The 19,604-nt window shown below is 39.3% G+C and carries 18 protein-coding genes, 1 pseudogene and 3 riboswitches; of the genes and pseudogenes, 11 read left to right on the top strand and 8 right to left on the bottom strand.

What is annotated here, in order from left to right:
- Window positions 1–695: 695 nt before the first annotated feature.
- The 4 genes from JOD14_RS05125 to JOD14_RS05110 all read right to left on the bottom strand — a co-directional run bounded on the left by JOD14_RS05125 (window position 696) and on the right by JOD14_RS05110 (window position 3,682).
- Window positions 696–1,010, bottom strand: coding sequence for a hypothetical protein (locus JOD14_RS05125; protein ID WP_204653761.1), 315 nt, complete (start codon window positions 1,008–1,010; stop codon window positions 696–698).
- Between the two features lie 42 nt (window positions 1,011–1,052).
- The gene (locus JOD14_RS05120; protein WP_204653760.1) at window positions 1,053–1,391 is read right to left on the bottom strand and encodes a hypothetical protein; all 339 of its coding nucleotides are present in this window, start codon (window positions 1,389–1,391) and stop codon (window positions 1,053–1,055) included.
- A gap of 85 nt (window positions 1,392–1,476) precedes the next feature.
- A complete protein-coding gene (locus tag JOD14_RS05115) occupies window positions 1,477–3,000 on the bottom strand; it encodes a HAMP domain-containing sensor histidine kinase (RefSeq protein WP_204653759.1) in 1,524 nt (507 codons plus the stop codon).
- Window positions 2,987–3,682: a response regulator transcription factor gene (locus JOD14_RS05110; protein WP_204653757.1), complete on the bottom strand. Its 696-nt coding sequence runs from the start codon at window positions 3,680–3,682 to the stop codon at window positions 2,987–2,989. The genes JOD14_RS05115 and JOD14_RS05110 overlap by 14 nt, the downstream gene beginning before the upstream one ends.
- Window positions 3,683–3,798: 116 nt before the next feature.
- Between JOD14_RS05110 and JOD14_RS05105 the strand changes: the two genes are divergently transcribed.
- The 4 genes from JOD14_RS05105 to JOD14_RS05090 all read left to right on the top strand — a co-directional run bounded on the left by JOD14_RS05105 (window position 3,799) and on the right by JOD14_RS05090 (window position 9,122).
- Window positions 3,799–4,710 (top strand): helix-turn-helix domain-containing protein, encoded by a 912-nt coding sequence (locus JOD14_RS05105; RefSeq protein ID WP_204653756.1) that lies wholly within the window; start codon window positions 3,799–3,801, stop codon window positions 4,708–4,710.
- Between the two features lie 170 nt (window positions 4,711–4,880).
- Window positions 4,881–6,542 carry a glycoside hydrolase family 43 protein gene (locus JOD14_RS05100; RefSeq protein ID WP_204653755.1) on the top strand — a complete coding sequence of 554 codons (1,662 nt, stop codon included), beginning with the start codon at window positions 4,881–4,883 and terminating at the stop codon, window positions 6,540–6,542.
- A gap of 20 nt (window positions 6,543–6,562) precedes the next feature.
- Complete coding sequence (locus tag JOD14_RS05095) at window positions 6,563–7,945, top strand: MFS transporter (RefSeq protein WP_204653754.1); 1,383 nt, start codon at window positions 6,563–6,565, stop codon at window positions 7,943–7,945.
- Between the two features lie 16 nt (window positions 7,946–7,961).
- Complete coding sequence (locus JOD14_RS05090; RefSeq protein WP_204653753.1) at window positions 7,962–9,122, top strand: glycoside hydrolase family 5 protein; 1,161 nt, start codon at window positions 7,962–7,964, stop codon at window positions 9,120–9,122.
- Between the two features lie 48 nt (window positions 9,123–9,170).
- Here JOD14_RS05090 and JOD14_RS13120 read toward each other — a convergent pair whose 3' ends face one another.
- From JOD14_RS13120 to JOD14_RS05075, 4 genes and pseudogenes are all read right to left on the bottom strand, one after another.
- Window positions 9,171–9,635 (bottom strand): EamA family transporter, encoded by a 465-nt coding sequence (locus JOD14_RS13120; protein ID WP_239576094.1) that lies wholly within the window; start codon window positions 9,633–9,635, stop codon window positions 9,171–9,173.
- A pseudogene (locus JOD14_RS13115) lies at window positions 9,630–10,037 on the bottom strand (EamA family transporter); the annotation flags it as partial. The pseudogene JOD14_RS13115 and the gene JOD14_RS13120, both read right to left, overlap by 6 nt.
- Window positions 10,038–10,069: 32 nt before the next feature.
- Complete coding sequence (locus JOD14_RS05080; RefSeq protein ID WP_204653751.1) at window positions 10,070–11,242, bottom strand: cation:proton antiporter; 1,173 nt, start codon at window positions 11,240–11,242, stop codon at window positions 10,070–10,072.
- A 95-nt stretch (window positions 11,243–11,337) separates the two neighbouring features.
- Window positions 11,338–11,399, bottom strand: a riboswitch (Fluoride riboswitch).
- A 168-nt stretch (window positions 11,400–11,567) separates the two neighbouring features.
- The gene (locus JOD14_RS05075; protein WP_204653750.1) at window positions 11,568–12,521 is read right to left on the bottom strand and encodes an AraC family transcriptional regulator; all 954 of its coding nucleotides are present in this window, start codon (window positions 12,519–12,521) and stop codon (window positions 11,568–11,570) included.
- A gap of 86 nt (window positions 12,522–12,607) precedes the next feature.
- Here JOD14_RS05075 and xylA point away from each other — a divergent pair, with 86 nt between their 5' ends.
- The 7 genes from xylA to JOD14_RS05040 all read left to right on the top strand — a co-directional run bounded on the left by xylA (window position 12,608) and on the right by JOD14_RS05040 (window position 19,526).
- Window positions 12,608–13,915: a xylose isomerase gene (gene xylA, locus JOD14_RS05070; RefSeq protein WP_204653748.1), complete on the top strand. Its 1,308-nt coding sequence runs from the start codon at window positions 12,608–12,610 to the stop codon at window positions 13,913–13,915.
- A gap of 19 nt (window positions 13,916–13,934) precedes the next feature.
- The gene (xylB, locus tag JOD14_RS05065; protein WP_204653746.1) at window positions 13,935–15,431 is read left to right on the top strand and encodes a xylulokinase; all 1,497 of its coding nucleotides are present in this window, start codon (window positions 13,935–13,937) and stop codon (window positions 15,429–15,431) included.
- Window positions 15,432–15,499: 68 nt separating this feature from the next.
- Window positions 15,500–15,597, top strand: a riboswitch (TPP riboswitch).
- A gap of 120 nt (window positions 15,598–15,717) precedes the next feature.
- Window positions 15,718–15,808: riboswitch (TPP riboswitch) on the top strand.
- Between the two features lie 125 nt (window positions 15,809–15,933).
- Window positions 15,934–16,473, top strand: coding sequence for an energy coupling factor transporter S component ThiW (gene thiW / locus JOD14_RS05060; protein ID WP_204653744.1), 540 nt, complete (start codon window positions 15,934–15,936; stop codon window positions 16,471–16,473).
- Entirely contained in the window at window positions 16,460–17,290 is an 831-nt protein-coding gene (gene thiM, locus JOD14_RS05055) for a hydroxyethylthiazole kinase (RefSeq protein ID WP_204653742.1), read from the top strand. Before thiW ends, thiM begins: the two co-directional genes overlap by 14 nt.
- Complete coding sequence (gene thiE, locus JOD14_RS05050) at window positions 17,287–17,928, top strand: thiamine phosphate synthase (RefSeq protein ID WP_204653740.1); 642 nt, start codon at window positions 17,287–17,289, stop codon at window positions 17,926–17,928. Before thiM ends, thiE begins: the two co-directional genes overlap by 4 nt.
- 12 nt (window positions 17,929–17,940) lie before the next feature.
- Complete coding sequence (gene thiD / locus JOD14_RS05045; protein ID WP_204653802.1) at window positions 17,941–18,771, top strand: bifunctional hydroxymethylpyrimidine kinase/phosphomethylpyrimidine kinase; 831 nt, start codon at window positions 17,941–17,943, stop codon at window positions 18,769–18,771.
- A 23-nt stretch (window positions 18,772–18,794) separates the two neighbouring features.
- Window positions 18,795–19,526, top strand: coding sequence for an ABC transporter ATP-binding protein (locus JOD14_RS05040; RefSeq protein ID WP_204653739.1), 732 nt, complete (start codon window positions 18,795–18,797; stop codon window positions 19,524–19,526).
- Window positions 19,527–19,604 lie beyond the last annotated feature (78 nt).

Genomic DNA, 19,604 nt, shown 5'->3' with positions numbered 1-19,604 from the left:
AGTCCCTGAAGCTACCCGCCGAATGTTTCGATAAGCTTCTTCCTCGTCATCTGTTAATAACAGACCTGGCGCTATTCCTAAATAAGTTGTGTCGATCCTCCTTTAATTTTTTCGTAGAAACCTGAGAGTAGCATACCGTTTTGTTTTTTTTCTGTCAACAAATAATTTTTTTGGAGATTTTAAAATAACGATATGTATTTTATTGGTTGAGAGTTTCTTTTTACAATTAAGTAATGTCTACCGATTAAATAAAAACATTGAAACAGCGGCGTTTGGCCTCGATATTTTATACAATAAGTGTAAGACTTTAACGGTAGAACACGGAAAACCGTACACTTTTATCAATATTGTAAGCTTCTAATGTATAATCCACAAATTTACCAGCAACTTATTTTTGCAGATTTTGATCAATTTGTGGGCTTAAAAAAATAACCTCTGAAAATCGTTGGATTAAAAAAGCGGTTGGTATGCCTTGGGTAGAGCTAGAAAAGAAATATGCTAAAAAATCATTAATAAAAAGGCAATGTTGGTATCCTTTACGAATGGCTTTGGGTGCCTTATTAATTCAAGAAAATTCTTGGGTTAAAAATAGCCACTTTAAAAAACTGATATTATTTAAAATAAAGAAAACTGAACCGCTTGACAATAATTAGTCAAACGGTTCAGTTTTTATTTTTAGAATTTAGCCTCTCGTCTTACCAACCCATCATTCGTTGGTGACGTTGTCCTGGATTCATCCGTCCACCACGCATGGTGTTGTCGTGGCAAGTCCCGCGATGATTGTCCATCCAGTCGCGTCTGTCGTCTGTTTCTTCTTGTGTTAAATCTCCTTGATTCACGCGTTCTTCCATGCGGTTACGGTGTTCTTCGTTGTGCCACATTTGTTGTGACTGGCTAGGGGTGTTTGGATTGTATTGTCCACTGTCTGCTGCTGCAAAGGCGGAAGTAGAAGCTACCCCAGCTCCGATTAAAATCCCTGCTGCGATCATCCATTTTGTTATTTTTTTCATTGTCCATTCCTCCAAAATTCTTTTTCTTTTTGCTTGTGCCCATTATTCGATTGTTAGTAAGTGGTTGTTATGGCGCGCAATCATGTTTGTGTAATTTAAGCGCCAATTTTGATTAGGGGCTATTTCATGACAAAATTCTTCAAATTGTGTCATCCAATCATTCATCGCATCGGCTTGTCTTTGTGTTAAATGGCCACGTTCGACTTGGTCTTGTAGCTGGCTTTTACGAATAAATTCAACGGAACGAGTCGTTGCTACGCGGCTTTTTTCACTAGGTATTTGGCGAATGATTTGTTCGGAAGCTTGTACGGTTGTTGCCAAAAAGAAACTACTCATTCCAATCAAACTAATTCCTATTCCCCACTTAATTATTTTCTTCAATCAAAAATCCTCCTCGTATGCTTGAGAAATGCTTGTTTCTCTCTTTGTTGTCTTTATCATAACAAGAAGAGATGGCAAAAGTATGTCAAAAATAGCCCAATTTAGTGGCATCAATTTTTTCGGACTGACGAAAGTCAAAAGTAAAGCAGGCGCCGTTTGGTTGCTTGTTTGTAGCGCTTAAAGTCATTTGATGGCGCTCAGCAATTTCTTTGGCAATCGCTAAACCTAATCCGGTACCGACTTTGTTGTGTTCGTCATATGTTTTGTGGAAACGATCAAAAATCACTGGTAAAGCAGCTTCAGGAATGCCTGGTCCTTGATCACAAATGGTCAGTTGGTCATCAAGGAGCGCTACTTGGATTTGGCTTTTTGGCGGTGAAAATTTAACTGCATTATCAAGGATAATTAAAAACATTTGCCGCAAACGGCCATAATCTCCTGAAATGAAAAGAGGAGACGGTGTGTTAGGTAATAAAATTTCGATTTCTTTTTGGTGAGCGAGTTGGCGCGCACTACGCAAAGCGTCACTTAAGACATCATTTAAGTGAACGGGGGCTTTCTCAATTTGAAAATCGAGGTTTTGCAAACGAGAAAGTTCAAGCAAGTCGTCAACAAGCCGTTCTAAAAAACGCGCTTCACTCAACATTTGTTGGTGGTACTCAGCCACTTTGTTAGGATCAGTGACAACTGCATCATTTAATGCTTCTAAAGAGCCGCGAATCACGGTAACGGGTGTGCGTAGTTCATGCGAAATGTTCGCGACAAAATCACGGCGCATTTGTTCGGTTTTGGCACTTTCTTGGCTGGCTTCTTCTAGGCGTGAAGCCAGTGTGTCGATAGCTTGTGAGAGTTCGCCGATTTCATCTTTTTGTTTGAGCTTTGTTTGGGCTTGGTAATCGCCGTCAGTCAGACGCAGTGCGGTTTTTTTCATTTTACCGAGCGGTTTAGTGAAACTATACGCTAAAAAAATGGCAAATAACAAAGCAATCACTAAAGCAATCGTTAAGCTTAACGTTAATAAATTTAACCCTTGCTCAACTGCTTTTTTTGTCCCGCTAATTCCCGAGTGAATCAAAATGACGCCCCAAATTTCGCCGTTTGTATTGGTAATCGGCGCGCCGACTGTTAGCGTGGGTTGATTTAAGGTGTCACTAAACCCTTCGCTAAAGGTGGTATTGCCTTGGAAAACTTGCGTGATTAACTCTTTCGCATTTTCTGGTAAATCAGTTAAACTTTCTTGCCCCATCATGGACGAACGACTGTTTGAACGACTCATATGCCCATTTTGGGTCATCATCCCGTGGTTATTGCCAGTTGATAAAAGGTTCAACTCTTTATCAACGAGCCAAACATCATCACCGGCAATCTCTTCGATAAAACGCAAATAACCATTACTATTACTCATCATCATTTGATGGCTACTCGCATTTTCTTCATCAGCCAATGTTTGTGCTAAAGATTGGGCGTAGTGAACAAGTTCATTGCGATGCACGTCGATTGTATAATTTTTAAATAAGAAAAAGAAAATCGAGCCAATGGTGATGGCAAACAATATTAAGGCACTCGTAAAATAAAGCGCGAGTTTGGTGGCAATTTTATTGTTTTTCATGATTCAAAACCTCAAATTTATAACCGACGCCCCAAATGGTTTTGATTTCCCAAGTCGGATGAGGCACTTGCCCTAATTTTGCTCGTAAACGTTTAATATGGCTATCGACGGTTCGGGTGTCGCCAAAGTAGTCAAATCCCCAAAGCTGATCGAGCAGTTCGTCGCGCGAATAGGCTTTTTGTTGGTTAGTTGCTAGCGTCCAAAGTAAATCCACTTCTCTTTTCGTTAATAAAATGGTCTCTTGCTGAATCGTAACCGTATAATCATCTAAATTAATTTTTAAATTATCATAAGTAAACGTTTGTTTTGAAATGTCAATCGGACGAACGCGACGCATTACGGCTTTCACGCGGGCCATCACTTCGCCAGGTGAAAAAGGTTTGACAATATAATCGTCGGCTCCAATTTCAAGTCCCATAATTCGTTCAAAGTCTTCTCCTCGTGCCGTAATCATTAAAATCGGCACATTGGATGTTTCACGAATCTCACGACAAACAGCAAAGCCATCTTTTTTTGGCATCATTACGTCTAATAAAATCACATCGGGCTGTTTGGTGTGGAAAAGTTCTAACGCGACTTCTCCGTCATGTGCGACAAGGACGTCATAGTTATTCTTTTTTGCATATTCAGTTAAAATTTCAGTAATTTGTTGGTTATCATCAACAATTAAGAGTGTCTCCATCAAATCCCTCCTCAAAGCTATTATACAAGAAGAAGATGGCAGTTTTGTGTCAAAATAGTTGAAATTTGCTATAATCAAGGCAAAATGAAGCGAAAAGGAAAGTAGGCGAAACAAAAATGCATCCACAACCTGCATGGTTACAAAAATTAATTCGTTTGCCAGACGTTGATGCGAATTTGAAGTCATTTGGCGGTCACAAACAAGCAGTTGCTTATGGTTGGCAAGCAGAAAAAGAAGCGCATTTTGCTTTTGAAATTATGTTGATTTTAAAAGGAGAACAACTAACTATTTTTCAAGGTAGCCAGCAACTTTTTCGAGCCGGCGATATTGTCTTGATTCCACCAGGAAAAGAACATGAAAATATGTGTGTTTCAAAAGAAGGCATGGCTTACTTTTGTATTCACTTTGATATTGATGACCCATTTATTCAACAAGAATTGCTCATGTATTGCCCGTTACTACTTGAAAAAACAGTCCCCGCTTATCCACAAATCCAAAGTATCTTAACGAGTTACGTTGAATTGTTAGACTCAACTGAAATAACATTTAAACAAAAGCTATTTGTCGAAAAACTGCTCATTGAATTGGTCATTTGTTTGTTAGACTATGCCGAAAGCCAAAAAGCAGAGTTAGCTTCGTCGGATAATGATACGCTGCTTTTAGCGGTGACCATTGCGGATACGATTCAAAATAATTTTCGTCGGTTTACCGCGCAACCGACCGAAGAACATTTGCCATTGTTGTCATTAAATGGAATTGCCCGACAATTAAGTATTAGTGATAGTACGATGTTAAAAGCTTTTAAGAAAATTTATCATATGACACCAAAAGAGTATTTGAATCAATTAAAATACAATGAAGCAAAATATTTACTTCATCAACCAGCCATTTCAGTAGCAGAAGTCGCTGAAATTATTGGCTACCAAAACGTCTCGCATTTCTCGCGACAATTCAAAAAATGGAGCCACTACTCGCCGAATCAGTACCGTCAAATGGATACACATGAGGTTATAAAAACACACGAATAAGGTCGAAAGGACTCGTTCGTGTGTTTTTTGTTGAGTCAAATATGAAAAATGGTAAAAAACAAGCGGAAATTGATATGTAAATCGCTACCAAAAATTCGTATGATAGGGTTAACAAAAAGGAAAACGATTACAACTCCTTTTAAATAAAAGAGAAGTGAGGAAATCAAAAAATGAATCAAATTCAAAACCCAATTATACCTGGAATGGCACCAGACCCTTCAATTATTCGCGTTGGGGAAGACTACTACATCGCTGCTTCGACTTTTCATTGGACGCCAGGCATTCAATTGTTCCATTCACGTGATTTAGTCAATTGGGAGCGCTTAGACAATATTTTGAAAAATGACGAAGTGGAATTGCGCGGAAGCAATACACCAGCGGGAGTTTGGGCGCCACATTTATCTTATGACCAAAAAACTAAGAAATATTGGTTAGCCTATTCGCATATGCAAAATATGGCGGGTCGTGAATTCAATGCGGATTCTTATGCGATGTGGGCAGATGAGATTACCGGTCCGTGGTCAAAACCGATTTACTTAACTTCGATTGGTTTTGATCCAGCGTTGTATCATGACGAAGACGGCAAAAGCTATTTAGCCATTTTAGAATGGGAGACGCGCCAAGGTTATCAGGCACCAGGGCACTTAGTGATTGCCGAAGTTGATTTAACAAACGGTGGTATTATCGGCTCATGGCATCGCGTGACAAAAGGTTTTACCACACGTGGTTGTGCAGAAGCGCCGCAAATTTATAAACGCCAAGATTATTATTATTTATTAATTGCGGCCGGTGGAACAGGTTATGGACATGGAGTCGAAATTGGACGTTCGAAAAATATTTTTGGGCCTTATGAAGCGCATCCTTCTGGTGAACCAATTATTACTTCAGCCCCACAACATTTATTTTCGTTAGGTGATCCCGATGCCGGCCATTTTGAAATGTACAATCCGAATTCACCAATGCAAAAAGCCGGGCACGGTTCTTTAGTTGAAACAACAACTGGGGAATGGTACATCGCGCATTTAATGTCGCGTCCTTTGCCAGGAACATTATTAAATCCACTTGGACGAGAAACTTCTTTACAAAAAATGCGTTGGACAAAAGATGGTTGGTTAGAAATGCATGACGGTTCAAACTTAGCCAAAATGACGACGGAAGCAATGGAAGGCCAAGTGGTTCCAGCTAAAAAATCAGAAGATCATTTGTTTGATTTTGCGACAAACCCGAATTTAGTCGAATTTTTAACCCCTTACCGTAAACAAACAAGCACTTGGTTTAATTTAACCAAACGTCCAGGGTACTTACGAATTCATGGGGAAAATTCTTTCTTTTCTCAAATGAACCCGGCTATTTTAGCCACGCGTGCCACTTCTTTTCATTATCAAGTAACGACCAAACTCGAATTTCAGCCAGATCATTACTCTGAAACAGCGGGACTAGGTCTTTATTATGATTCAAATAATTGGCTGTACTTACATTTAACTTATTCAGAAGAAGCGGCTTGCCCGATGTTGACGGTTTTACAAGCGAAACTTGGTAAACGAGTGGAATACCCACATCACCGTCGCTTGATGCCAACCGGTAAAATTGAACTCAAAGTAATTTATCAAAATGGGGTAGCGAAATTAGCTTATCGCGAAGACCAAAAATGGGAAATACTAATCGAAGACATTGACGTAAGTTACTTATCAGATGAAGGCGTCAATGGCGAACCAGGCGAAATTGGTGGTTTTACCGGTTTATTTAATTTTATCGGATCGGTCGATGCTCACCAACACGATTCTTTTGCAGATTTTAGTTATTACGCAGTTAAAAATGTAACCAACGCTTAGATTAAAAGGGGGAAAATAAAATGGAGTTAAAAAATGAAATGGCTGTAAAACCAACAGAACAAGTCAAGTTATTTGAACGTGTTGCCTATGGATTAGGGGACTTTGGCTGTAATATTATTTATACGGCAATGACGACTTATTTATTGTTTTATTATACGGATTATGCGGGCGTAAATGCGGCAGCCGTAGGGATGATTATGCTGATTTCACGCTTTTTAGATGGCTTAACCGATATTGCCATGGGTGTGATTGTTGACCGAACAAAAACAAAATATGGGAAGGCGCGTCCATGGATTTTGCGCATGGCTATCCCGTTTGCGATTTCAGGTGTGTTACTATTTTCGGTTCCGACTACTTGGGGGACAGCCGCAAAATTAATTTATGTTTTTCTAACGTATAACTTAGTATCAAGTGTGATTTATACGGCTATCAATGTGCCTTACTCTGCTTTGAATGCTTTGATGACGCAAGACCCTTATGAAAGAAGTGTTTTGAGTATTTTCAGAAGTTTATTAGCAACTGCAGGGACATTATTGATTAACTCTTATACGTTAACCTTGGTTGCTTATTTTGGAGACAATGCCAGTGCTTGGATGAAAACTTTTTCGGTTTTCGGCGTGTTTGCTGTAATCGCTTTTTTGATTAACTTTTTTGGAACAAAAGAACGCGTCAAACCAGTGAGTGAAAAATCAGAACATATTCCATTTAAAGAAGGGATGGTTGCTTTATTTAAAAATAAATACTGGCTGATGGTAACGGGAATTTTACTAGTGCTCTTTATTAATATGGCTTTAACGACTGGCTCAACGGTTTATTATGCAAAAACTGTTCTTGGAGATAACCAATTAGCCCAAACCATTAACTCAGTGATGAACTTAGCCCAAATTGCTTTTATGTTTTTGATTGCCCCATTTATTAAACGTTTAGGTAAGAAAAATTCAATGGTTGTAGGCTTAATCATCCAATCAGTCGGAACGGTCTTGTTAGTTGTTTTAGGTGGGAGCCTGTTATCTATTTATGTAACGAGTATCATCCGTGGAATTGGTGGCGCGTTCTTTGGTGCTGTGATGTGGGCAATGGTTTCCGATACGGTTGATTATGGTGAATGGAAATCAGGGTTACGCATGGAAGGGTTGACGAATAGTGCAAGTAGCTTTGGTTACAAAGTCGGTAATGGTTTAGGCTCAGCGTTACTAGGGATCGTTTTATCCATTGGCGGTTATGTTGGTAGTCAAAGTGTACAAAGTGCAGCAGCGATTACAAGTATTCATTTGGCATTTTGGGTATTCCCTTTATTGTTGAATGTTTTGATTTTAGTCATTTTACATTTTTACAAATTAGATAAAGAATTTGACCAAGTGATTCGTGATTTACGTCAACGTGAAGCAGAAAATGTAGGTTAAGGAGATATAAACTAAAATGAATGAAAAACTAAAAGGAGTCAATCTCGGTGGTTGGCTCGTACTAGAAAATTGGATGACGCCAAACTTATTTGACGGCGTGGTTGCAGAAGACGAGTATTATTTAGCACAAGATTTAGAAAAAAAGGTTTATGAAGCGCGAATGGAAACACACCGGAATGAATTTATTACGGAAGCTGATTTTATTCGTTTAGCGCAAGCAAAAGTAAACATTGTCCGTATTCCTGTTCCGTATTTTATCTTTGGCGATCGCCCACCATTTATTGGTTGTGTCGCTCATTTAGATCGGGCTTTTAATTGGGCAAAAGCATACGGAATCAAAGTGCTCATTGATTTACATACGGTTCCAAATAGTCAAAATGGCTTTGATAATGGTGGGATTTCTGGCGTTTGTAAATGGGGGCAAGACGAAGCCGAGGTTGAATTTGTCTTAAGTGTCCTAACGCGCTTAGCTCAAAGGTACCGCGACCACGCTGCTCTTTGGGGAATTGAGTTAGTCAATGAACCAATTACCGAAAAAATGTGGGGTGTGATGAAACCACTTGAACGTTATCAAGCACGGGATCCAAAACTTGCCCAAGGTAGCCGCCCCTTAACGATGGCCTTCTTGCAAGATTTCTATTGTAAAGCGTATCAACAGTTACGTGAAATTTTACTGCCAGACACTTGGATTGTCTTTCACGATGCGTTTGAGTTGCATGCTTGGAAAGAATTCTTTGCCAAAAACAATTTCTCCCAAGTCATGTTGGATACACACCAATATTTAATGATCGCCGAAATGGATGGTACAGAACAAAACATTGGTGCTTATCTTGCGTATTTAGACCAATTGGGTAAAGAAATCGCGGAAGTTGCGTGCTATATTCCGGTGTTTGTCGGCGAATGGTCTTTATTTAATTCTTACGCAGCTGGAACGGATACAAAAGGTGGGATTAATCCAACACAAGAAGAATTTACGGCCACCAATCGCTTAAGTTCAGCCGCGTTAATTGAAGTTTATCAAACCCTTTGGCAAAAATCAGTGGCCACTTGGAATATTGGTGAGGGCCATATGTACTGGACCTATAAATTAAATATTGATACGATTAATGATCCAGCTTGGTACGGTTGGGATTCGTGGGATTTCAGTCGCTGTTTAGCAAAAGGATGGATTGATTAGCATAAAAAAAATGAGACAAAGACGCGTATCTTTGTCTCATTTTTTTATTTAAACTAATAAAAGTAACGTGCCTCCTACTAAAAGGATAAGTCCAAGCCACGCTTTTTTTCGTAATTTTTCCCCTAAAATAAAATAACTAAAGAAGATGGTCAAAACGATACTTAATTTATCAATCGGGACAACCACACTCGCTGGGCCATCTTGGAGCGCCCGATAGTAACAAAGCCAAGAAAGACCCGTCGCAAGTCCAGAAAGAAAGAGATAATACCAGTTTCTTTTGGCAATCAAAGGGAGGTCGCGGTGTTTTTTTTGAGCAAAAACAATCACCCAAGCAATGCCTAGAATCACAAGTGTGCGAATCGCGGTGCCAAGATTTGAAGGGACATTTTCAATGCCGATTTTGCCTAAAATAGCCGTTAAACTGGCAAAAAATGCTGAAAAACTCGCGTAAATAAACCAACTGGCCTGTTGATTTTTTTTCGTGTCTGCTTCGTCTGATTTAAAATCAATCATTAAGTAAGTCCCGATTCCAATTGAAAAAAGGGCGAGGACTTTCAATAACGATAATGGTTCACCTAAAAATAAGAAAGATAAAATCATCGTGAGTAAGACACTACTTTTATCAACCGGTGTGACTTGGTTAACACTTCCAAGTTGCAACGCTTTAAAATAACAAAGCCAAGAAGCACCCGTCACCAACCCTGATAAAACTAAAAAGAGTAAACTTTTTGAGTCGATGGTTGCCAGTGTTTGCTCTGCTGGAAAAAGAAAGACGATTCCCCAAGATAAAACGACAACCACAAGCGTACGAATGGCCGTGGCTAAGTTTGAATCCATGTCGCGAATGCCAATCTTGGCTAAAATCGCCATTATCCCCGCAAAAAAAGCCGATAAAAAGGCATAAAGAACCCACATGTCGCTCACTTCCAATCTGATTATAAATAAAACTATTTCTCTAAAAGCTTATTATAACTGAAATCCATCCCAAAAGCGCCTAGTGGGGCCGTAATTAAAATCGCCAAAACTGAAAGTGTCAGCATTAATTCGCCAGAAGCAAGGCCAAGCGCAAAAGGGACGCCACCAATCGCTGCTTGCACCGTGGCTTTTGGTGAGTAGGCAATCAAACAAAAAAGTTTGTCTTTAAAAGATAAGTTTGTTCCAATTAGGCTAACCCACACGCCAATCATCCGGATTAGTAAAGCACCTAAGATGACCAATAGTGGCAAGAAGCCTGCCGCAAAAGCAAATGCAATATTAACGGAAGCCCCCACTAAAATAAACAAAAACATTTCACCAGGAACCCACAATTGATGGTAAAAGTGTGCGATTTTGTCGCTATCCGTTGGCATTTGTCGATAGAGCATGATTGCCATGGCCATAACGGCTAAAATACCGGAAAAAGGAAGCCACGTGAGAACCGCTTCAAGATGAACCAAACTTAAAGAAAGACTAAAAAGAATGAGGAATTGCACCATACTTGAAAAGCGGATTTTTTCAAAGAGTTTTGCCAACAAGTAACCACCTGTGAGTCCAACCAAAAGCCCGCTAAAAATAGAAACGGGGATTTTTAGTAAGGAAAGCATTTGAAATTCACCACTTTGGACTAAAGTTAAAAACGAAGAAAATAAAACTAACGCGTAAATATCATCCACCGAAGCGCCAGCTAAGATCAATTGTGGAATCCCTTTTTTTGTTCCACGTTTTTCCTGAATCAATGTGACCATTCGTGGAACAACGATAGCAGGTGAAACCGCCCCTAAAATGGCTCCTAGTAACGCAGATTCTAGTAAAGACAAACCAAGGAAGATTGGGGCAAAAAACATCGTGCCAATAATCTCAAAAGTGGCCGGGACAAAGCTTAATAAAACAGCCGGTCGGCCCACTTTTTTTAGATCTTTTAAATCTAACGCTAAACCAGCCCGAGTTAAAATAATGACTAAAATGATTTTACGCAAATCTGCCGAAAGGGTTAAAAAATTTGCATCAAGTAAATTGAAAACAGCCGGACCAAGTAAAATACCAGTCAGAATGAACCCAATCAAGCTAGGAATCTTCAGTTTTTTACTGATAAAATCGGTCAAAATGCCCACCAATAAAATTAACGCGATACTCATTAACATAAGCCAACACCCTCACTATTGTTTTTTTAACACAAAAAAGCCTGTTACATACAAGACATTATTTCGCGTCAATTGGCACGACAAATAAACCCTTGTATCTAACAGGCGCCATCAGCCATCACTGGCAGTTATAGGGAGCACCATCCCTGTGTGTTTAGTTTAGCACTTGGTTGAAAGAAAAACAAATATTAAAAAAGATTTATTTTTGGAGCGAAAATTGAAATCACAAGATAGTCTATAAAAAATCGTAAGAACGTTCAAGATTTTTATTTAAAAGCTTGCTAAGATAAGGATGTAAAAATGAAAACGGTTTATCAAAATGAAGCTATTTGTCAAAAAAGTCTCCTGATAATAATTGCGTGGTGACGGCAAGACTGTTGGCTTTTTGATGAATAAATTCTTGTTCTTGAATTTTTTTTCCAAGTTTCTTTTCGGGTTGTTTAAGATCCATTTGCAATTGTTTACGGTAGGCTTTGGGCGAAAAGTGATAAATTTGTTGGAAGGCACGATTTAAATAACGCAAATCAGAAAAACCACAAGTCTCACTAATGTTTAACAAACTCATTTCCGTATTTTTAATTAAAAAATGGGCTTTCTCACACCGAATGTGGTTTAAATAATTTTGAAACGACATCCCGAGATGATTTTGGAAAAAATGCGAAAGGTAGTTGATGGATAAATTTTCTTGCTTGGCCAAATCGGCTAAAAGTAATTTTTCATGAAAATGTTGTTGAATATAATCAATCATACGACGCAAACGTTCTTTTCGTAACAAAAGAGCATTTTGTTCTTTTTCAGAAATGACGTCATAAGGAGCCTGCTCGAGTAAAGCAAATAGCGTGAGTGCCGCATACCCATGACATTCTAATTGGAAGAAGGAATTTTCTTGGAAGTAAACCAAACAAGTTTGTAAAAAAAGTTGCTTAAAGGATCCAAAATTCGTCAAATTCGCGTTCGTTAACACTTGATTTTGAAAAAGAATTTCATTAATTTGTGGGAAAAAAGTTTCGTATTCTTTTGGATTGATTTGCAAAATAAGTAACTTAACTTGTTGAGGTGTCGCAAGTTCATGTAACTGAAACGCGTTAATCACAATAAACTCATTTTTACGCACGTAATAAGTTTTTGAATCCATCGTTAAAGCAAGTGTTCCGCGCAACACGTAAATAATTTCTAAGTCAGAATGTAAATGCGGGCGACGATAATTCATATCAATTAAAAAAGCTTTAATTCCTTGTAGCTTATGGTGTTCAACTAATTCAAATTCCGTAGTAGACATAAGTAAGCTCCTTTCCTACGTTAACTATAAAGGATGGGGAAAAAGGAAGCAAATATAAAAAACAAATATAACTGGAGGAAAGAAACATGGCATATTTTGAAAACATTGGTAAAATTCACTACGAAGGAAAAACAGCGGATAACCCGTTTGCTTTTCGTCATTATAACCCGGAAGAAATCGTCTTAGGCAAAACAATGAAAGAGCACTTGCGTTTTGCAGTGGCTTATTGGCATACAATGACGCAAGATGGTTCGGATCCTTTTGGTAACCCAACGAATATTCGAAATTGGTGGGGAGAAACACCAATGGAGACGGCTAAAAATCGCGTGGAAGCCTTCTTTGAAATTTTAGAAAAATTAGGCGTTGAGTATTTCTGTTTCCATGATATCGATATTGCTCCTGAAGGGGATTCATTAGAAGAATTCTTCGCCAATATCGACACGATTACCGATTTAATTAAAGAAAAAATGGACCAAACCGGTATCAAATTACTATGGAATACCGCTAATATGTTTTCCAATCCACGCTATGTTCATGGTGCAGCTTCTTCAAGCAATGCCGATGTGTTTGCGCATGCCGCCGCACAAGTGAAAAAAGGTTTAGACATTAGTAAAAAATTAGGTGGCGAAAACTACGTCTTTTGGGGTGGCCGTGAAGGGTACGAATCATTATTAAATACAGATATGAAATTTGAGCAAGACAACATTGCCCGTTTATTCAAGATGGCGATTGCTTATGGTGAAAAAATTGGCCACAAACCACAATTTTTAATTGAACCAAAACCAAAAGAACCATCAACGCACCAATATGATTTTGATGCGGCAACTGCGATGGCCTTTATTCAAAAATATGGTTTAGAAGGCGACTTCAAACTAAACTTAGAAGCAAACCACGCAACTTTGGCTGGGCATACCTTTGAACACGAATTAAATGTCGCTCGTTGTTATGATGCTTTAGGTTCGATTGATGCGAATCAAGGCGATCCCTTACTTGGCTGGGATACCGATGAATTCCCAACGAATGTCTTTGATACGACTTTAGCGATGTATGAAATTTTAGAAAATGGTGGGATTGCGCCAGGTGGTATTAACTTTGACTCGAAAGTGCGCCGTTCATCTTTTGAAATGGAAGATTTGTTCTTAGCACATATCGCTGGGATGGATACTTATGCTCGTGGCTTAAAAGCAGCGGCAGCCTTAAAAGAAGATCGCTTCTTTGATGAAATTAAAGAAAAACGTTATGCAAGCTACCAAACAGGGATTGGCGCAAGCATTGTCGCGGGCGATGAAGATTTAGAAAGTTTAACCGATTATGCTTTGAAAAATGAAGAAATCAAAGTCGAATCAAATCACTTAGAATTTGTGAAATCTCGTTTAAATGACTACTTATTTTAAGCCTTAAAGGAGAAAAAAGATGGCATATGTTTTAGGATTAGATTTAGGAACAAGCGCACTGAAAGGTCTTTTATTAAATGAAGCCGGTCACGTGATTTATCGAGCGAGTGCAGAATATCCTTTAATTCATTTACAATCTGGTTATAGCGAACAAGAGCCTAGCGAGTGGTTAAAAGCTTGTGAAAAAGTTTTAGACACCTTGAATGAAGAAGTTGCTGATTTTAGTGAAAAATTAGTCGGTATTAGTTTTTCTGGTCAAATGCATAGTTTAGTCGTTCTTGATGAAAAACAAACCGTTTTACGACCAGCGATTTTATGGAATGACGTCCGAACGACGAAACAATGTCAAAAAATTACCGCTACACTTGGTGAAAAACTCATTCAAGTAACCAAAAACAAAGCACTAGAAGGCTTTACTTTACCTAAAATTTTGTGGCTGCAAGAAAATGAACCGGAAACTTGGCAAAAAGTTCGTCATCTTTTATTGCCAAAAGATTATTTAGGTTTTTGGTTAACCGGCACGCAACACATGGATTATTCGGATGCCGCTGGGACGTTACTTCTTGATGTAGAAAAAAAAGAATGGTCACAAACCATATTAGAAGCATTTGCGATTCCAAGTACTTATTTACCAACCCTCATCGATTCTCAAGGGCAAACCGGGAATTTAAAAGCTAATTTTATTGAAAAATATGGCTTTAAGCAAACGGTTAAAGTTTTTGCTGGTGGTGCGGATAATGCTTGTGGGGCGTTAGGTGCGGGTATTTTAAATACAGAAACCGGGATGGCGAGTATTGGAACTTCGGGAGTATTTTTATCTTTTGAAGACCAAGCGTTACCAGATTATCAAGGCGATTTACACCTCTTTAACCATAGCTTGCCCAATACCCACTATTCAATGGGAGTGACTTTAGCAGCCGGCCATAGTTTGAGTTGGTTTAAAGAAACATTTGCTAAAAACACCAGTTATGATGAATTGTTAAGTGGAATCGATCAAATTGCACCAGGGGCCGATGGGTTGTTATTTACGCCTTATATTGTGGGTGAACGAACACCATATCCGGATAGTCAAATTCGCGGTAGTTTTATTGGTATTGATACAAAACACACACTCCAACACTTTGCTAAAGCGGTGCTTGAAGGAATTACGTTTTCTTTAAAAGATAGCCAAAAATTAATGGAAGAAGTGGCTGGTAAAAAATTCAAACAAATTGTTTCAGTTGGTGGTGGCGCTAAAAATCAAGACTGGCTACAAATTGAAGCCGACGTTTTTAATGCAGAAATTGTTTGTTTAACGGTAGAAGAAGGACCCGGTTTAGGAGCGGCGATGCTTGCAGCAGTGGGCGTTGGTTGGTTTGAAGATTTACCAACTTGTGCCCAAACCTTTGTTTCTTACCAAAAAGCAGCGACACCAATAGCGGAAAATGTTGCAAAATACGAAAAACAGTATGCACTTTATCGTGAAGTTTATCCCGCGACAAGGGAGATTTGTTACGAATTGAAAGCAGCAGACTAAAAATTAACCAAACACTTTTAGTTGACGAATTATAAAAAGAAAGGTAGACTTCATTTAATTTCATTTTATAAAAAATGCAGGGGGACGTCGTGACGTTGAGAAGGCTTGGCCTGACCCTTTGAACCTGTTGGTTAAGACCATCGTAGGGAGCATGTCAAAAGTATTCGTTTTTTTTGAGTAGACACTTTTAGGCATTTCCTCGATTTCAGGGGAGATGCCTTTTTTTGTTTTAGATGGACCAAAAAATAAAGAGAAAGGAAAAAAGTAAATAAAAGTTAAATCAAAAAATGATGCATTGGGGTGCCTGTTTGGCTGAGATGATACCCATTGAACCTGATTCAGTTCGGACTGACGTAGGAAATGTATTCATTCAATGAACGCGATAAATTTTACAACAGCTTTATATGTAAAAGGAGTCGGTTATGAGTGGAAAGGCCTTTCGTCAGCATGTTTGACGGAAGGTCTTTTTTACACAAAAAAACAAAAAAAGGATGGGTTTTTAATGTTAACACATGAAGGGAAAATAAAGAAATTAACCGTTTTAGCAATGATGATTGCCTTGGATTTTGTTCTTTCGCCTTTGTTGCGAATCGAAGGAATGGCGCCGATGTCGAGTGTGGTAAATATTATCGGGGCAGTTTTAATGGGTCCTTTTTACGCAACAGCGATGGCTTTTATTTGTGGCTTATTACGAATGACTTTATTAAGCATTCCGCCACTTGCTTTGACAGGGGCAGTCTTTGGGGCGGCTTTTGCGGGAATGTTTTATCGTATGGGTCAAAAGGTATCGTTTGCGCTATTTGGGGAAATGGTTGGGACGGGGATTGTCGGATCGTTGCTTTCTTATCCGGTCATGGTTTGGTTTACTGGTTCGCACAATCAATTGTTTTGGTTTGTTTATACGCCGCGCTTTATGGGGGCGACCCTCATTGGCGGACTGATGGCGTACGGTTTATTAAATCGTCTGCAAAAAATATCTGTCTTTCAAAAAACGCAACAATTGTTTACTAAAAGAGGGGACTTAATCAATGAACAATTTTAAAAAGGATTGTCAAACGTGTTTTCCTTTGAAAAAAAGGCCACTTGTCCATTGTTTAACGAATGAAGTGACCGCTGAATTACTAGCCAATGCCTTGCTAGCAGTTCATGCTTCCCCCATCATGGCTGACTCGGTAGAAGAAATGACGGATTTATTTCCACAAACAAAGAGTGTTCTGATCAATTTAGGGCATCTTTCATCAGAAAAAAAACAAGCGATGCTTTTGGTGGCTAAAGCTTGTGCCCAAAAACAAAAACCATTTGTTTTAGATTTAGTCGGCATTGGTGCGATTGCCGATCGCAAAGCCTTTGCTCAAAAATTAATGGCTTACCATCCGACTGTGGTGAAGGGGAACTACTCTGAATTAAGAAGTTTTTGTGACTTACCAAATCATGCTTGTGGTGTTGATAGTCATCAAAAAGATAATACGTTAGCCCAGCAACAAGTTTTGGCTCAAGCCCTGCAGAAATTACATAAAAAATACCCGGAAACACTTTTTTTAGCTACTGGGGCAACCGATTTAGTGCGTACGAAGAATGCCGATTGGCAGTTTTATAATGGCGTGCCACAATTAAACGCTTTTACTGGGACGGGTGACATTGTTGGTGCTTTGATTGCTGCTTTACTTGGGGAAGGTTATGCTCCCGAAGTGGCGACGGTCGCAGGTCTGGCTTATTTTAATTGTTGTGGTGAAAAAGCCCAACAATTATTAAAGTCAGAAAACGGAATGGCTTGGTTTCGGCTGACTGTAATGGATCAACTATCTTTACTTTGGCAACAAATAAATTGGACAAAATCCATTAGAGGAGAGAGAACATGAAGAAAAACCTTTATCAACTATATCTTGTTACTGGGCAATTTGATTTGTCAGACGAGCGTTTTTTAGAAGTGATTGAAAGTGCTTGCCAAAACGGCGTCACCTGTGTGCAATTGCGTGAAAAAAATCGCTCCACGCGTAGTTTTTTTGAAGTGGCACAAGCGGTAAAAGAAATAACTGATCGCTATCAAATCCCTTTAATCATCAATGATCGGGTCGATATTTGTTTAGCTGTTGATGCAGCTGGGGTTCATATTGGCGACGAAGAGTTACCCGTTGCTGTCACGCGTCAATTGCTTGGTGCGAATCGTTTACTTGGTGTGACGGCAAAAACGCTTAAACGGGCCCAACAAGCGCAAGAAGAGGGCGCTGATTATGTCGGCACAGGAGCGATTTTTCCAACCAAAACAAAAGCAGGGCCACGAACAAGTCAAGCAACTTTACGTGAAATTGCGGAAAAATTGCAAATCCCTGTCGTAGCAATTGGCGGAATTAACCATCAAAATATGCTTTCTTTAGCCAAGTTGCCCATTGCTGGTGTCGCGATGGTCAGTGAAATCATGTTGGCACAAAACCCAGCACAGAAAGTACAAGCCTTATGTCAGACACTAGAACAATTTGAAATAAAGAAGGTGGAGTAAGTGGAAAAAGAAATGAAAAAAATTAACCAAACGCCTCAAGTAGTTACGATTGCTGGTTCTGATTCAGGTGGTGGTGCGGGTATGCAGGCGGATTTGAAAACCTTTCAAGCAAGAGGTGTTTTTGGAATGAACGTTGTTTTAGCATTAACGGCTCAAAATACGCTTGGTGTGCAACAAAGCATGACCGTCGCACCTGAATTTATTACCGCACAATTTGCTAGTTTAGCCGCAGATTTTCACATTCGTGCTTGTAAGACCGGAATGTTAGCCGATGAAGTCCGGGTTCACAGTGTCGTAGAAAATTTGCAAAAGGTTGATTTTGGACCGTTAGTTGTTGACCCTGTGATGATAGCAAAAGGCGGGCATTCTTTGTTGAACGACACGGCAGTTGCCAGTATCAAAAGGGATTTGCTTCCCCTTGCGACCTTAGTGACGCCTAACATCCCGGAAGCAGAAGTACTGAGCGGACTTTCAATTACGAATGACCTGCAGATGCAAAAAGTAGCCGCGTATTTACAAAGTTTAGGCGTTAAAAATGTTTTGATTAAAGGGGGACACCGAGACTCCGAGCGAGCGAGTGATTTTTTATTATTGGAAAACGAAGAAAGTTACTGGATCCATGCACCAAAAATCAAAACGAAACGCACGCACGGCACCGGCGATACGCTATCGGCCGCGATTGTTGCCGAGCTAGCGAAAGGCGCATCTCTTGTTCAAGCCACTTACTTAGCTAAATGTTTTTTACAAGGCGCCATTTTAAATGAGATTCAAGTCGGACATGGCCATGGTCCGCTCAATCATTGGGCAGATTTAGTTACAGAAGTTCAATTGGAGCAACAATAATTTTTGAAATAGAGGAGAGAAACATGATTGTCGTTGAAAATTTATCGTTTCAATTTCCCCAAAATGCACAGCCGACTTTTTCTGCTCTTGATTTAACGATTCAAGACAATGAATTTTTAACAATCATTGGCAAAAGTGGGTGTGGGAAAAGCACCTTATTACGTGTTTTAGCAGGATTACTTCCAGCGAGTTCAGGTGAGATTAAGCAAAATCAAACAACCTTGACGCGCTTACAAGTAGGCTACATGCCACAAAAAGATACGCTCTTACCTTGGAAAACTGTGCAACAAAATATTCAACTGGGGCAAGCTTTTGATTCAACGCTTCAAATTTCACAAGACGTGTTGAATCAAGGTTTGAAACAAGCCGGTTTGTGGGAATATCGGCATCGTTTGCCGAATGAATTATCTGGTGGGATGAAACAACGAGCGGCCTTTTTACGCACATTAATGACGCAACGGTCGGTTTTAATGTTGGACGAACCTTTTGGCGCACTCGATCGATTTACGAGAAGCCAAATGCAAGCATGGCTGGTTGGCTTATGGGAAGAGCGGAAAAAAACCGTTATTTTAATTTCACATGATCTAGAAGAAGCGCTGTTATTAAGCGACAAAATTGCCTTAATGACAAGTACTGGCTTGGAAATTTTCTCGGTAAATTTGCCGCGTCCTCGCCAGATGAATCAACGCTTTTCCCCCGCCTTTGTTAAGCAAAGAGAAAAGCTAGAAAGGATTTTAATCACTAATGGTGCGTAAATAAAATAAGAATATTCAGATAATTTACTTTTCAAAAAAATGTTAAAAACGAAGAGTGCTCGCGCAGAGGATGACCTT

It is taken from the genome of Enterococcus lemanii (genome assembly GCF_016909125.1).
Taxonomy (GTDB): Bacteria; Bacillota; Bacilli; order Lactobacillales; family Enterococcaceae; genus Enterococcus_I; species Enterococcus_I lemanii.
Note: the sequence above shows the minus strand (reverse complement) of the source record. Positions and strands in the feature narration are given on the sequence as shown.

Bases quoted from the DNA above. Each gene is read 5' to 3' on its own strand.
- JOD14_RS05125 (WP_204653761.1), bottom strand. From the start codon at position 1,010: ATGAAAAAAATAACAAAATGGATGATCGCAGCAGGGATTTTAATCGGA.
- JOD14_RS05115 (WP_204653759.1), bottom strand. From the start codon at position 3,000: ATGAAAAACAATAAAATTGCCACCAAACTCGCGCTTTATTTTACGAGT.
- JOD14_RS05090 (WP_204653753.1), top strand. From the start codon at position 7,962: ATGAATGAAAAACTAAAAGGAGTCAATCTCGGTGGTTGGCTCGTACTA.
- JOD14_RS05075 (WP_204653750.1), bottom strand. From the start codon at position 12,521: ATGTCTACTACGGAATTTGAATTAGTTGAACACCATAAGCTACAAGGA.
- JOD14_RS05080 (WP_204653751.1), bottom strand. From the start codon at position 11,242: ATGTTAATGAGTATCGCGTTAATTTTATTGGTGGGCATTTTGACCGAT.
- thiD (WP_204653802.1), top strand. From the start codon at position 17,941: ATGAAAAAAATTAACCAAACGCCTCAAGTAGTTACGATTGCTGGTTCT.
- JOD14_RS05110 (WP_204653757.1), bottom strand. From the start codon at position 3,682: ATGGAGACACTCTTAATTGTTGATGATAACCAACAAATTACTGAAATT.
- xylB (WP_204653746.1), top strand. From the start codon at position 13,935: ATGGCATATGTTTTAGGATTAGATTTAGGAACAAGCGCACTGAAAGGT.
- JOD14_RS05040 (WP_204653739.1), top strand. From the start codon at position 18,795: ATGATTGTCGTTGAAAATTTATCGTTTCAATTTCCCCAAAATGCACAG.
- thiW (WP_204653744.1), top strand. From the start codon at position 15,934: ATGTTAACACATGAAGGGAAAATAAAGAAATTAACCGTTTTAGCAATG.
- thiE (WP_204653740.1), top strand. From the start codon at position 17,287: ATGAAGAAAAACCTTTATCAACTATATCTTGTTACTGGGCAATTTGAT.
- JOD14_RS05095 (WP_204653754.1), top strand. From the start codon at position 6,563: ATGGAGTTAAAAAATGAAATGGCTGTAAAACCAACAGAACAAGTCAAG.
- JOD14_RS13120 (WP_239576094.1), bottom strand. From the start codon at position 9,635: ATGATTGATTTTAAATCAGACGAAGCAGACACGAAAAAAAATCAACAG.
- thiM (WP_204653742.1), top strand. From the start codon at position 16,460: ATGAACAATTTTAAAAAGGATTGTCAAACGTGTTTTCCTTTGAAAAAA.
- JOD14_RS05100 (WP_204653755.1), top strand. From the start codon at position 4,881: ATGAATCAAATTCAAAACCCAATTATACCTGGAATGGCACCAGACCCT.
- xylA (WP_204653748.1), top strand. From the start codon at position 12,608: ATGGCATATTTTGAAAACATTGGTAAAATTCACTACGAAGGAAAAACA.
- JOD14_RS05105 (WP_204653756.1), top strand. From the start codon at position 3,799: ATGCATCCACAACCTGCATGGTTACAAAAATTAATTCGTTTGCCAGAC.